Annotated in this window: 12 protein-coding genes and 2 pseudogenes; 2 read left to right on the top strand and 12 right to left on the bottom strand. The window is 32.5% G+C overall.

What is annotated here, in order from left to right; all coding sequences use genetic code 11:
• Positions 1–878 precede the first annotated feature (878 nt).
• Positions 879–1,037, top strand: a pseudogene (locus P700755_RS21415) (IS30 family transposase); the annotation flags it as partial.
• Positions 1,038–1,400: 363 nt separating this feature from the next.
• Here P700755_RS21415 and P700755_RS17345 read toward each other — a convergent pair.
• The 6 genes and pseudogenes from P700755_RS17345 to tnpA all read right to left on the bottom strand — a co-directional run bounded on the left by P700755_RS17345 (position 1,401) and on the right by tnpA (position 5,940).
• Complete coding sequence (locus P700755_RS17345; RefSeq protein ID WP_041758500.1) at positions 1,401–1,685, bottom strand: hypothetical protein; 285 nt, start codon at positions 1,683–1,685, stop codon at positions 1,401–1,403.
• Positions 1,686–1,697: 12 nt separating this feature from the next.
• Positions 1,698–2,252 (bottom strand): annotated as a pseudogene (locus tag P700755_RS20920) (DUF3732 domain-containing protein).
• Between the two features lie 162 nt (positions 2,253–2,414).
• Complete coding sequence (locus tag P700755_RS17335; protein ID WP_157609334.1) at positions 2,415–2,888, bottom strand: hypothetical protein; 474 nt, start codon at positions 2,886–2,888, stop codon at positions 2,415–2,417.
• Between the two features lie 848 nt (positions 2,889–3,736).
• A complete protein-coding gene (locus P700755_RS17325; RefSeq protein ID WP_015024343.1) occupies positions 3,737–5,245 on the bottom strand; it encodes an IS66-like element ISPto8 family transposase in 1,509 nt (502 codons plus the stop codon).
• 75 nt (positions 5,246–5,320) lie between these two features.
• Entirely contained in the window at positions 5,321–5,662 is a 342-nt protein-coding gene (gene tnpB / locus P700755_RS21410) for an IS66 family insertion sequence element accessory protein TnpB (RefSeq protein WP_015024193.1), read from the bottom strand.
• On the bottom strand, positions 5,662–5,940 hold the full coding sequence (gene tnpA, locus P700755_RS17320; RefSeq protein ID WP_015024194.1) for an IS66 family insertion sequence element accessory protein TnpA: 279 nt from the start codon (positions 5,938–5,940) through the stop codon (positions 5,662–5,664). The genes tnpB and tnpA overlap by 1 nt, the downstream gene beginning before the upstream one ends.
• A 493-nt stretch (positions 5,941–6,433) precedes the next feature.
• Here tnpA and P700755_RS17310 point away from each other — a divergent pair, with 493 nt between their 5' ends.
• Entirely contained in the window at positions 6,434–7,528 is a 1,095-nt protein-coding gene (locus P700755_RS17310) for an IS4 family transposase (protein ID WP_041758497.1), read from the top strand.
• Between the two features lie 215 nt (positions 7,529–7,743).
• Here P700755_RS17310 and P700755_RS17305 read toward each other — a convergent pair whose 3' ends face one another.
• From P700755_RS17305 to P700755_RS17280, 6 genes are all read right to left on the bottom strand, one after another.
• Positions 7,744–8,037: a hypothetical protein gene (locus P700755_RS17305; RefSeq protein WP_015025909.1), complete on the bottom strand. Its 294-nt coding sequence runs from the start codon at positions 8,035–8,037 to the stop codon at positions 7,744–7,746.
• A 5-nt stretch (positions 8,038–8,042) separates the two neighbouring features.
• Positions 8,043–8,651 (bottom strand): hypothetical protein, encoded by a 609-nt coding sequence (locus P700755_RS17300; protein WP_157609333.1) that lies wholly within the window; start codon positions 8,649–8,651, stop codon positions 8,043–8,045.
• 22 nt (positions 8,652–8,673) lie between these two features.
• Complete coding sequence (locus P700755_RS17295) at positions 8,674–9,705, bottom strand: DUF2235 domain-containing protein (RefSeq protein ID WP_015025907.1); 1,032 nt, start codon at positions 9,703–9,705, stop codon at positions 8,674–8,676.
• Positions 9,706–10,187: 482 nt separating this feature from the next.
• The gene (locus P700755_RS17290; RefSeq protein ID WP_015025906.1) at positions 10,188–10,778 is read right to left on the bottom strand and encodes a nucleotidyl transferase AbiEii/AbiGii toxin family protein; all 591 of its coding nucleotides are present in this window, start codon (positions 10,776–10,778) and stop codon (positions 10,188–10,190) included.
• Positions 10,771–11,040, bottom strand: coding sequence for a DUF6922 domain-containing protein (locus P700755_RS17285; protein WP_425357623.1), 270 nt, complete (start codon positions 11,038–11,040; stop codon positions 10,771–10,773). Before P700755_RS17285 ends, P700755_RS17290 begins: the two co-directional genes overlap by 8 nt.
• A gap of 332 nt (positions 11,041–11,372) precedes the next feature.
• Positions 11,373–13,382, bottom strand: a complete 2,010-nt coding sequence (locus tag P700755_RS17280; protein WP_015025904.1) for a M13 family metallopeptidase — start codon at positions 13,380–13,382, stop codon at positions 11,373–11,375.
• Positions 13,383–14,160 lie beyond the last annotated feature (778 nt).

Genomic DNA, 14,160 nt, shown 5'->3' with positions numbered 1-14,160 from the left:
CTTAAAATATGAGTCTATTAGATGGTATCAATTTTTCTTATAAATGTAGCCATAATTAGGTTGAAATATAGGCCTAAAATGTGGTATCAGTTTTTCTTATAATACTAAATGCACTGACCTTTAAATGTAGGTCTATTAGCTGGTATCAGTTTTTCTGATAAGCCTAGCTATAATGGCGTTAAAAGCATTGATTCTACAAATAAATCATACCAAAATTAAATCCTTCTAAGTTTGAAAATTTAGAGAGCTTATTTTTTAGGTGAATTTAAATAAGGACATAAGATACTTCTTGAATTAACCTATCTATATCGATTTATTCATTTTTTCATCTTCTAAAATGATCATTGCAGTATTGCAGAAATTTTAAACCTACCCCCTACTCAATTAAATTTGTATCAACTATTAATCTTAAAGACAAAAAAATGAAATTAAGTTGGCCAAAAAATCAAAAGGGTAAAAGAGAGTTAGGAGAGGTCTATGATTTGCTTCGCACACGAAAAAATGTTAGAAATTTCAAACTCCGGTAATATGCCGGCTGACTTAACTCTATTAAGCGATAAAAAAGATGGTGAGAATAATTTTTGATTCATGTAATGCTCCTGCAAATTCAAAGGACGTTTTTTTTTAGAAAGGGTCATTGACCAACGATCGTCTCATTTTGCAAAAAAATAAAGTTAGAAGAAAGTTTGTTACCCCGTATTTTATAAAAAACTAACCCATTTTGAGAAAAACCACACTAGACTTATTATTTGATAATAAGTCTACCACACACTACCCGGATTTCATTAAAAAATTAAGGTAAAAGAAACTTTTAGAAACCATTTGGTTCAATGGAACATTGAAAAAACTTTCGTTAGTCAAAGAATACGAAGATTTTTATAAGGAGGCTTTTTTCCAAGAAAACAGACCTTAGAGAAGCCACAGTCAGGAGAATAAAAGAAATAGAACAATTACTAAATTACAGACCTATTAGTATGTTTAATTATAATAATTCTATTAAAGTCCTAAATAATAAGTGTGTTGAACTTATGGGTTAAACATGGCGTATCTTTTAAAAAGAAAGTCATGCCCTTTTTTATTCTGTCCCATAAGGCACTGTCCTGCTTTTAACCAAAGCAAATTAAGCCTTCGACTCGTTCCTAGCTGAAGATAGGAGATGCAAAACAGTATAAAACAATATATTGACATTTGGTATTTTATGAGATCAGCTTCTTTGATAGTTATAATGGCGTTATATAAAATATCAGTATCCTAATGCAACCTTCCTCAGGATAATAGGATTCGTATAGTCGAAAATATGGACTTCCCTCTCTCCTACTTGTCTGGAGCAATTGTAGAAAGCTTGTTTTGACAAAATTTATGAGGCCGAGCTAAACATTCAAATTCTTTTTTACAGTATATTAATAACCTCTATATGTTAAATTATAGTTGCTATTGTCAATTCTAATAATAATATCAGGCTTATTCCATTGCCATATTTCAATTGAAAATTCATCACCAAAATTTAATATTCTTGTTCCCTGAGCAGAAATAGAATCAAGATTTAAATGTCTAGTCTCTACTATTCTCTCTTCTACTTTATTAACTAAATTACCATAATTACCATCATCAAAGCATCCGACAATTAGATTAAACTCCTCGCCTAGCCATATGCCTCTTAAATCTTCTAAAGTAAATTCTTCCATGTTTTTTTCCAATTAAATTAACCCTTCATTTTTGCGTTTATCCCAGTCTTTAAGTATGTATTCTTTAAAAGAATCATCATTAGCATGCTCTAATACAATAATTTGAGGTCTTATTTTTGTATTCTTTTCTATCAAATCAATTTCTTCATTTATTACTTTAAATAAATTCTTAACCTGTTCTATATTTTCATCATACTCTTCTTCATCTTCCCCATCTAGTTCAGCTTTATTTGCTGTTTTTGGGAAATATACTTAACTTGGTTAGTCAAAAAATAAAAAATTTGGAATTACTGATTTGCTATTTGAGCAACTTAAATCTAAAAAAGAAAGGAAAATAGACAAATGGCATGCAAGCCAATTCGCGCCAATTCCCATTTCATCCAGTCTTATTTTACCATTGTTTTCATGATAGAAAGAGAAATCTTTTAAATTAAAATTGAAATCTATTGGTTTTAATTCCTTTTCAAAATCTAGCTTATTCGCAATTCTATCCATGTTAGATTTTAAAATAGCCTCTGAATCTTTATAAAAATCTTCAATATCAAATTTGGCTAGTTTTGCCTTTATATCTCTTAAGTTTTGTTTTAATTCTTTTAAATCTCTATTTTCAATTTTTATTCGATTACTTGCTAGAAAATTTTCGATTGTTGTTTGGATTACACCGCGTTGAAAGATAAGTTTCTCTCTTTTATTTAGTCCTTCTTTAATTTCTTCACTTTGCTAAGTAAACTATGTTATATTTCTTGATATTTTACTAATTTCATTGTTTATTTTTTTCTTTCTCAATCTAAACGATGTGACAATTTCAGTGTTATCTTTAGAATAGGCTCCAAGTTTTTCAAGTTCTTCTAAAAGTTTATTTTTAGAATCATCGAGTCTGTTTAAATTATCACTTATTTCACTAACAGTATTATTGCATAATGGGCATTCTATCATAGAATGCTCTTTAATGTCATCTTTTTGTATTGAGTGAATTTTTATTAGCTCTTCTTTATAATCTATACTTTCATCATTTGTATCTTGTATACTTGATATTGCTTTTTCAATCTTAGAACGTTCATAATATTTTTCATTTATTTCTTTTTCAAATTTCGTAAGTTCTTTATATAGTTTTGTTTGACCATCAATAATAATTGGCGGAAAAGGAAGATTTTTACCTATTCTTTTTAACTCAGATAGAGTCAAATCTCCTTGTAATGTCATTCCAAGCATTGTATAATACAATTGAATTATTTCTCTTAATTTAGTTTCTTCATCCTCTTTTCTCTTATTTAATACCTCTATAATTTTTCTTTCAGCTTTAATCTTTGTTTGCAGTTCTTTTGCCCTTCTAGTTAAATCATAATAAGTTTCGTCTACCGCACCAAATAGAACAGGAAATACTTCAACTATTGTCTTACGTTTGTTGAAATCCTCAAATCTATAAAAATTAAATCTATACTTGGAAATCCAAACATAAACACTATTAATGAATCTATTGATTTGTTTTCAGAATCACTTGACTACAATTCGCAAATTTCAATAAATATTTTACCTCAAATTAAAGATGAACTAGAAAGTTTTATATCTAACATTAAAATTCTAATTGGTCAAATTAAAAACCTTCCAACTATAAAATCAAAAAAAGAAAAAGCAATTTCTAATCTTTTTATTTTACTATGTCAATGCTGCAACGATGATTTATCAATAAAGAAAATGATGACTAATATTTTTCTTGATGATTTTGGTAATATTAACAACTTCTATCTATTAAGTCCATTCAAATCAATGGACCTAAGACTTGATTTATATTTTTCAAATTCTACTATTGAGGACTATGATAATTTTTTGATATGTGGCTTTAATGGTAATACTTTTTTCGATGAGACTTGCACAATAAATAAGGCTAGTAATAATTTTTCAAAAAAGGTACTAATAACGGCTATATCTGATAATTTCGATAGTGTTATTAAAGGAGATTATACACTTCTAAAATGTATCCATCCCACCAACTACATATAGCAAGTCAAACTGATTATGTTTATCAGGTAATTCCGGGTAAAAAACTTCTCTTATGTATTCTGTAGTTTTTTGTAATTCTGGGGATACAAATCTTTAATATTCTTGTGGTTGATGGACATAATATTTTCCAAAGTGTACTTTAACCACTGATAAGGGTTCACCTCGTGTTTTTTACAGATTGCAAAGAAGGAATACATAATTGCCCCTCGTTGTGCCGCATCGTGAGAGCCTGCAAAGAGATAGTTCTTACGTCCCAAAGCTAATTTTCTTATAGCATTTTCAGTGAGATTATTATCTATCTCGAGAACCCCATCATATAAATAGGCACTGAGCTGGTCCCACCGGTTCAGGCTGTAACTCATAGCTTTACCTATTGTGCTTTTTGGCAGGATATGGTGATCCTTTAGCTGGTTTACCATCCATTTTCCAAATTCATCAATGATCCCCAAGGACTCGTCCAGCCGAAGCTTTTTTCGCTCTTTTGGATTTAAATTATTCTCCCGTGCCTTAGCCTCGACTTTGTAGAGCTTCTGGATAAAAGTAAGCGCTATCTCTGCCTTTAGTTTATCATTGTCCCGGGCTTTATCAAATTCCCTTCGGGCATGAGCCCAGCAATTAAGGTGAGTAACCCCTTCGCGTTTTCCAATTTTATCATAAACAGAATACCCATCACTTTGCAGGTAGCCCTTAAATCCTGATAATACATGCGCTGCAGCCTGGGCGCTGCGCCCCGACTGATAATCAAAAAGCACCGTTTTATCTATAGGACAATGGTACACCCAGTAGTATCCCTGATGGGTGGTGCCTTTCTTTTTCTTATCGATGACTTTGATGGGGGACTCATCGGCCTGGAGATACCCCTTTGACCGAATATCTTCCAGCAAATGCTGATAAAGAATATCCAATATTTTAAGGCTTTGCCTGGTCCAGCCTTCCAAAGTGGAAGAGGCAATAGGAATATCAGCTCTTTTAAAACGCTGAAGCTGGCGGTAAAGAGGGAGATGGTCTTCATACTTATCGACCAGAATGGAAGCTAAAAGCCCGGCTCCCGGTATTCCTTTTTCAATAACTCGCTCTGGAAGCGCTCCTATTACAACTCCTTCTTTATTCCGAGGAGCGTATTTATAGCGGATGTAGCGTTTGATGTAATATTTGGAAGGCTCATATTCTAATTCCTCGGTGATTTCTTCTCCAATACAGACCATATCGCTTAAATCGCCCTCAGGGTAGATCTTGATTTCTTCCACGGGAAGATGCTGCGGAAGCGGTACTCGACCTTTATGAGCAGATTTCCTTTTTCGGCGCTCATAGGTAAGCTTTTCCTTTACTTCTTCTTCCTGCCTTTGTGCTATTTCTGGCTCCATCTCAAAGGGAAGGCTCATTTGATCCTTATCACCCTCGAAGCGTTCTCTTTTCTGTCCGTGAACAATCCGTTTGTACTGAGCCAGTTGAAACTCCAAATCCAAGATCTTATAGTGTGCCTTTTCAACATCCTTTCCCTTCTTCTGAAGTAGGCTCAAAAGTTGGTCTTTAGTAAGGTTTTCCAGGGCATTTTGCATAGGATAAATATACAAAAACCGATACTTTGAACCTAGCGTTAACCCCTGTTTTTACTGATAAAATACGATTATTTCCTAGTGTGAATAGCGCAGTTTCTGAACACTTTTTTTAACCGTAATACCCTCGATCATCAGCACCAGTTGCGGCCAGCTGAAACTAGTCTGGCCTTCCCTTATTGCAGGTGGAGTGAAGCTTCCCCGCTCCAGGCGTTTATAGTATAAAACAAAGCCGCCCCGTTCCCAATGAAGGAGCTTCAGATGGGTGCGATTCCGGTTAAGAAAAACGAACACATCGCCACTTGTGGGCTCCCTATTCAGTTCATTTCTTACCAGTCCGCTTAGGCCATGGAAGGATTTACGCATATCACAGGGCTTGAGGTAAAAGTGATAACAATGGGAAGAACCTAGCGAGAACATTAGTAAAGTTTTACTAACCTTGCAATTAATGCCAGATCCGGTGAACTCATTTGAAGCTTGACCCCATTGGGGTAAATAAATTCCATGGCACTGGCTGAAGATTTCAATCCAGTGTCTACTTCCACAAAACCGCCCGGGTGATCTTCCTCTTTCTTTTTGCGTATCCAGTAACTAAAAGTAGAAGGGCTGATCCCTCTTTCTTTGCTAAAGGCTTTTGACGAAAGGCCACTACTTTGATATTCCGTTACCAATTTGTACATTTCTTCGTGTTTGCTCATAATAAATATTATTTTAGAGCAAAGCTATCGAGAGAAAGTCAGGTGGTCAATATGTGGTTGGTGGGGTGGATACTCTAAAATCATTAAACCAAGAGGAAAATTATTTCGAAAAAATAATGTTTGAAAATAAAAAAAAGTCGCTTGTTAATTTTTTTAATTGCTTCTTTAATGGTAATGCTTTTAAATCTGAAAAAGGAAAAAGAGAAATTTTAAATAATTACAAATATATGCGTTCTTTAGCGAACGTATATAAACTTATTGAGTTGTTGGAGCAAGAGGACCTTATAATAAATAAACTAGAGACATATGAAATAAGGAAAGAGAAAAAAAAGTAAGATTGCGAAATTTGTTTCAGATGGCATAAATTTTAACGAAGTTAATTTAGTACATGACAAAAATATAATTCATTGAAAACCAACAAATTAGGTGTCAATAAATTAGAATAAAGCATTGATTTTCAGTATATTAGATGAATAATCTCACTTATTTTCTAATGAAGAAAACCAATGCATTCACTAAAAATAGTGAATTAACTTCAGTCCTGAACACTCATTTACAAGGAAAAATTAATTTAGCAAGACTCAAACTCATTTCACACTTTGTCATTGCTTTGTGTAAAGTGCAAACAGTTACTTTTGAAAAGCTTGCGAATGCTTTTAACAGCCAATCAGATTCAGGGTCGTCCTTGAGACGCATACAGCGCTTTATAGCAAGCTATAGTTTGGATTCTGATCTCATTGCGCTCCTTGTTTTTAATCTACTTCCCTCTCGAGATAAACTTATTTTAAGTATTGATAGAACGAACTGGAAGTTTGGACAAACGAACATTAATATTTTCATGCTTGGTGTTGTTTATAAAGGTGTTGCCTTTCCGTTATTGTTTACGATGCTTGATAAAAGAGGGAATTCTAATAGTCAGGAACGGATTGATTTACTCAATAGATTTATACGTCTTTTTGGTAAGCACGTTATTGAATCTGTTGTTGCAGATAGAGAATTTGTAGGTAAAGACTGGTTAGCATTTTTAAACAGAAATGAGATTAGATATTACATTCGTATCCGCAATAATTTCAAGGTGTTTCTACCGCACAAAAACAAAGAAATTAAAGCATCTCACTTGTTTAATAGATTTAAAACCAATGAGTTTGTGTATTATCATAAGATTGTACGAGTAAATGGAGAACTTTGCTATTTGTCAGGCTGTAAACTCAATCCAAAGAACTTAAAACAAGAATTTTTAATCATCGTATCCTTTAATAAACCTGAAAATGCACAACAAGATTATCAAAAACGATGGCAAATTGAGATGTGTTTTAAAGCAATGAAGTCTAGTGGATTTGATATTGAAAAAACACATTTACAAGATATTCAAAGAATAGAAAAATTAATATTACTTGTTATGATAGCCTTTGTGTGGTGTTATAAAATTGGCATATATCTGCATCAAATAAATCCAATTAAAATTAAGAAACATGGTAGAAAGGCTAAAAGTATTTTTAAATATGGACTAACTTTTTTAGCGAATGTTCTACTAAACTCTGAAAATCAAGAGGATACTGATATATTTCGTTTTTTGTCATGTACTTAGCAAGAAAAAATAAAGAAACCTATTACGCCAAAGCTCCTGGTCAACATTCCCTAAAAAGGTCTTATGCCACGCCCCACCTTCTGTTCGCCTCTCTCAAATGCTGATAGCTCAACAGTTGAATAGCTCTCATCTGCTTATATCATTTCTTTAAGAGTATATTTTTTATCTCTCTGTCCAACTAATTGCGGCTAGGCAAGAATACATAGATTTTAAGTCTAAATTAATGCAAGCAACTTTGATCCAATACGGATTGCATTATCAATTAAGCTGTTTTGGTTTTGCAACTCTCCCGAGGCATTACTAAATGCTTCTGCTATCTGAGTTAATTCATCTAAATCATTTTGAGAAAGTCCGTGACCTATATCGCCAACCATGTTAGCAATAAATAATACCCTCTTAGTCTCTAGATCGTCAATTAATTGGGCACAGTCAGATCTGCGCATTGCTGTAGCTTTGGTTTTAACTATTTTTAATTCACTGATTTTTTTGTCATAATATTGTAGTGTCATAGTTCTTATTTTTTAGATTTATCCATATAATCATCCACTTCTAATAAAGCTTTGTTTGCATCGTTTACATATCTCGTATATTGAGAAAGATCAATATTAATCATTTCGAGGAGTTTTTCTGAGGGTCTTTTTTGCTGTAAATAATTATTAAGATTCTCAATAGCAGTTGATTTGTACTTTTCAGCTTCAATTAAACTTGATGACGCTTCTTTCAACTTGTTTTTAGCATTAGTCAAAGTTTCATTTCTTACAAGGAAATTTGTTTGCGCTTTTTTTATTCTAGCATTGATCTTCTGTCTAGCTTTTTCTTCCTCTATTCTCTTTTCTAAATCAGAAAGATTTTGGTCTTTATCTAATTCTCTAATTATTTCTATTATGGCTAAATTTTGGTCATAAATAGAAGCATCATAGACCTTTTTAGAATTTATTAACTCAGCATCCAAAATCACACTCAAAGCATTAATGACACCTTTATGAAAGTTTTTGTGTGCTTCCAAAGATTGCTTTTGCTTTTCAACTAAATTTACTGATGCTGTTCTTACTTCTTTTGAGATACCGCAGCTACTAATACCAAAACTTACGATTAGCATCCAATAAAAAATTCCTTTTTTCATAACAATTAATTTTAGTTTGTATTTATTCAACAATTGGAGGCCATTCTCCACCATTCAATTTTAGATAGTTTTCTATGGGGATACTTTTATAAGTAATATCATCATATCTATTCTTTACACTACTGTGAACTTCCGTTGGTACTTTTCTATATTCGGGTATTTCTCTATCATATCTTCCCAAAAGCTTAAATGTTCTTTTGTATTCATTATGTTTTTTAGAATTATGGTTCAAATCCGTGACTTTTAAAAAAGATTCAAATTGCAATCCAAATACATTGGCTTCTTTTAGCAACCACATCATAGGGATGTCTGATAAAAAAGTTTTATCCTTATCAGGAGCATAGCTTCCTCCAATATCCGCGTGACAACCTGCAAACCAAACTTGCTTTAAGTCGGTTCCTTCTCTTGGTTCCCAAATAGTAGGTTCAAAATCTTTTCTTTTTTCATCTAATGACAGCGCGTGCCTTGCCATCTTAATATTACTTCCCAGTTTTTTATCATAAAAAAGATGTTTGTCTTTGATTAGACCAAATAAAGAAAATGGTAATCCCATTGCCCCAACAGTATCCCAGACACCAATAAACTTAACATCACCACTGCTTGGAATGGAATAATTACTTTTCCACTCGTTAGAATGATCTCCGTTTGGAGCGTGTTTTGAATTCTTGTATAATGCAAAGGCCTCCTCTACCTTATCTGAGTATTCTCCCTTTAGTATATGGCAGTTGTTTATAAGTCCACATAAACTCCTCACCGTATAAGCACCTCTACTAAAACCAAATAAAAATAGTTCATCACCAGGCTCATAATTATGCATAATGAAACGATAACCATCCATTACATTTTTTTCTAAACCTTTTCCAAATGCTCCTCCAAGCGCAGAATCATGATAAGAACCAATACCCCAATCATAAAAAACGACTTGTTTTACATCATTTTCATCTTTTGGTGCAATACCTCTTGCAAATTTTATGACGTTTGTTGGATATTGTTTTTTGTTCAGTTTTTCAGGACCGTTCCAAGTACCATCAGAACAAATAATTATTCTTTTCATGGCAATAATAATTTTATTTATATTTAAAATTACTAATTAATATTTAAAAAAACTCCTTTTTTATTGAAAATTAATTAGTTAGAGTGATAATACATTAATGAATTATAGTTTTATCAGTTCCCCTACTCTACTAAGCTCGTTTCGGAAAAGGCATGTTCCTTTACCATCCAAAAAAGAAAACACTAGTAAAAAAAAAAATAAAAAAATTAGTGAATACCCTTTTCTTTGTCCCTAAGCAAACTAAGACTCCAACTCGTTCCTCGCTTAGGACATACTCCACGCATAACAGTATAGGCCAACTACTAACGTCTTGTATTTTATGAGATCAGTTTATTTGATTGCTATAACAGTAGTGTGTAAAATATCTGTATTCAATCATCCACAGAATAAATGTATTTAGATAGCCTAAAATTTAAAGCTCCACTCACTTACGTGTGCAAGTATCAGCGATTTCATTTTTATTATTTTCAATCTCACCATCTTTAAAAAATTAGACTCTTTTCTAATCTATTAATTGGCTTTCCCACTTGAATGTCAAAAATTGTTTTGTCCTGCTCTTTTGAAAACTCAATTATTCTTCTTTGAAGAGTATCATAATATATTTCTAATTCAGTTTTTTCGGTCAAAAGATAAAGGTCGTAGAAATTCTTTTGATTTCCTCTATCTGATGCTGCTAATAACTTTAAAGCACCAATATCTAGATCATTTATTAATCGAATACCATCCTTTAATTCAAATCCATATAACAATTTTAGATTTTGAATAATGTCAATTTTAATCTCTTCCTTAATTAAGCTTATTTGAAGCCAAGCGAATTGTTCTGAAGCAAAATTTTGCTTGCTTATTAAAACGTTATTATTGCCAAATTCATTTTCAATATAATTACATATCAAACTTAGTTTTTTAGTCCCAATAATTGTAGTAGAAAACAAATCTATATCCGTTGATAATCTATGATTATATTTAATTGAGAGATTGGTTCCTCCACCCAAGAGGAAATCCTCGAGTAAAGGTTCATTCATTAGTTTCAGAATTACATTAAATAATTCATCTGAAACACCTTGTTTAAGCATGTTTTATATTGGGGAGATATTTTTTAAAACCTCTAGGGTTTAGTCCATAGCGACTTGCTACAAATTCAATATTTTCATTACCGAAAATTTCAGAACTATTTTTGGCATATAATTTAATACTATTTTTTGAATATAGTTTTTCTAAATTTTCTAAATTTTCTAAATTTTCAATTTTATTCATATGTCTTGACAATACTCTTTGTATAATAAAATCTTTATCTCTATTAATAGATAAATCTTCCATTTTCACATCCCAAAATATTACACGAGAATATAGGTCAGATAAATTATATTTACCTTATTTGAATCTGCTAGATATGTTAAATAAACTATTCATTTACACAAATGTAATACTAATTTAATTCTTTACATTGAAAAAACTAATTATTCTATACCCTATAAAATTGTCAAAAAGTATTACAAATCAATGAGTTATAACAAAATACCAATTACTATTCCACATTTAATATGCTTCCCTCCTACATCATCTCGACTGCGCTCGATAAAGGCCACTTTCTACCCTTAGACTTGTGATAAACAACGCCTATTTTCAAAGAACTGGAGTAAATTCTATTCCATGTGTTACCGCTTCTTTTACCAAATCTTAATTCTTTCAGAAACAGACTTGTAATTTTTCTCTCCTGGCTGTACATCAAATGCGTCGTAAAATGGTGCAAAATTCATTAAAGGTCCATTTACACGCCAAATTGCAGGTGAATGTGAGTTTGTATTGATATAATTGCGCAAATAGGCCTCTCTAGTTTTAACACGCCATATTCTAGCAATTGATAAAAAGAAACGCTGATCTGGTGTAAACCCTTGAATCTTAACATTGCCTTTGCCCTGTTCTGTTAATTTAAAAGCGTCGTAGGCAATTGAAATTCCCCCGTTGTCTGCCGTGTTCTCTCCAACAGTTAAAGCCCCTTTGATATGCAGAGTGTCTAAAACGGTAAAAGAACTATAGCGGTCAATCATCTGTTGTGTTTTGGCTTCGAACTTTGTGTAATCTTCGTCTGTCCACCAATTTTTTACATTTCCATCTTTATCAAATTGTGCGCCTTGATCGTCAAAAGCATGGGTTAATTCATGGCCAATCACCATTCCAATTCCACCATAATTAACCGCGTCATCTGCCGTGATGTCAAAATAAGGAAACTGTAATATTCCGGCAGGAAAAACAATTTCATTTAATGGCGGATTGTAATATGCCGTGACCGTAGCTGGTGTTGTTCCCCATTCATCACGATTTGGTGGCAGCTCTAGTTTTGCAGTATTATATTCGTATGCATTTTTATTTAAAGCAACGATGTTCTCAAAGTAAGTCCCTTTTTGAATCTCCGCATGGTATGGTCTCCAAACCTCTGGATATCCAATTTTTTTTGTAATAGCATATAATTTCTCCTTTGCTTGTATTTTTGTGACTGCACTCATCCAGTCTAATTGATCGATTCGATTTTCAAATGCCTTTTGCAAATTATTCACCAGATCTAACACTCTTTTTTTCGCATCTTCATTAAAGTATTTCTCTACATACAACTCTCCAAGTGCAAAACCCAATTTCCGATCTACTTTTTGAACCATGATTTGTGCACGGGTAATCTGGGTCGTTTGTCCAGATAAAACCTTGGTATACTCAAAATCGGCAACTTCAAAAGGGGTGCTCAATACATCTGCATAAGTAATGAGTGTTTTGGCTTTTAAGTAAACTTTCCAGTCTGAAACTGGAATTGAACCCAACAGGGAATTCAGTTCTTCATAATATCTTATTTGTTTAATGTCAATCGAATCCACACTTAGGTCTAACTGCATTAATAAGTTGGTCCAGCCAATATTAGACTGATTTTTAGAAACCTTAGCCACCTCTATTTTATTGTAATTGGCTTTTACATTTCTGCGCTCAACTCTCGTTTTGTGTGCTGCTGCCAACTTCGTTTCAATATCATACACCGTTAATGCCTTCTCTTCTGCCTCTTTTTGTGCCGAGAGAGTAAATAATGTGACGAGGTATGTCCTGTAAGCATCTTGAATTTCAAGTGTTGCGGCGTCTGATTTAAAATAGTAATCTCTATCTGGTAAACCCAATCCAGTTTGACCAAAATGCAACATATTAACACTGCTGTTTTCATTATCTGGTGACACATACATGCTGATGATAGATTCATTTCCTAAACTAAGTTCAGCAGTGACAAACTTCATTATAGAAGCAATATCATCAATGCTTTCAATTTTGGTAAAAATCGCTTCTAAGGGTTCAAAACCACGTGTATTAATATGCGCGGTATCCATACCCGAAGCATAAAAATCACCCAGCATTTGTTCTATACTTCCGTCCTTATGGGTGCTAGCGGAAACTTCTGTTAAAATATTTTCTAGCAACTTTTTTTGAGGAATGTTTAAAAAACTATAGGAACCTACTCCCGCTTGATCATCTGCAATAACTACAGTGTCTAGCCAAGTTTTATTCACATGTTCAAAGAAGTTATCTCCAGGTTTTATAGTTTCAGAAATTCCATAAAAATCAATTTTATTTTTTGATGCTTTATCTTCGGTATGACAGGAAGATATAACCAATAAAAGTGTAAAGAGATAGAGTGCTTTTTTCATAATTTAAAACAGATATTTAACAAGTATATAAAAATGTAATATTCGTCAGGAAGATACCTATTTAAATTCATTTGACACAGTTTGCACTTCACTCCTCATTTTATTTCATAAATAGAGCACTCCATTAAAATCGTAAAAGAACCTTTTATACCAAATTAGACCTATAATGAAGCAATAAATCGTTTCTTTTTCGCCTGCTTTTCATCAAAAATAATTACCGTAGCTAAGGCTATGCTAGTTATTTTTGATTTCAATCAATCAAAAAATAATTCAATTTATTCATACGGCATTATAAATATAATTTGGTATTAGAATAAATTTTTTTATAATGAATTGATAATAGTAACTATTGCTTTTACAAAATTGAAGAACACACTTCATGAACTCAAAAAAAAAAATGTGTGCACTAAAGCAGAGCAATCCCAAAGTGAAAATACACGACACACGTCACGCATAACAGTATAGGACAACTACTATCCTCTGGTATTTTATGAGATCAGTTTATTTGATAACTATAAGGGGATTGTGCAAAATATAGAAATACAATCCTTCACAGGATAATTGCATTTGGATAGCCTAAAAACTTAGGCACTGGTCGAAGGCTTGTTTTAGCCAAAATAATAGGGGTCAGTTTGCCAACTCATAATTTGTTTAAATAGTATCATCAAAATATCAGTTGCGTTTTCAGTTAGTTATAAAATTTATTACTGGAGAAATAGACTCTTTAATGTCCTTTTTTTATGATACAAAACAAGTTGCATCACAAAACATACTTGTT

The sequence above is a fragment of the Psychroflexus torquis ATCC 700755 genome, assembly GCF_000153485.2.
Taxonomy (GTDB): domain Bacteria; phylum Bacteroidota; class Bacteroidia; order Flavobacteriales; family Flavobacteriaceae; genus Psychroflexus; species Psychroflexus torquis.
This window is presented reverse-complemented; position numbering and strand designations above follow the sequence as displayed.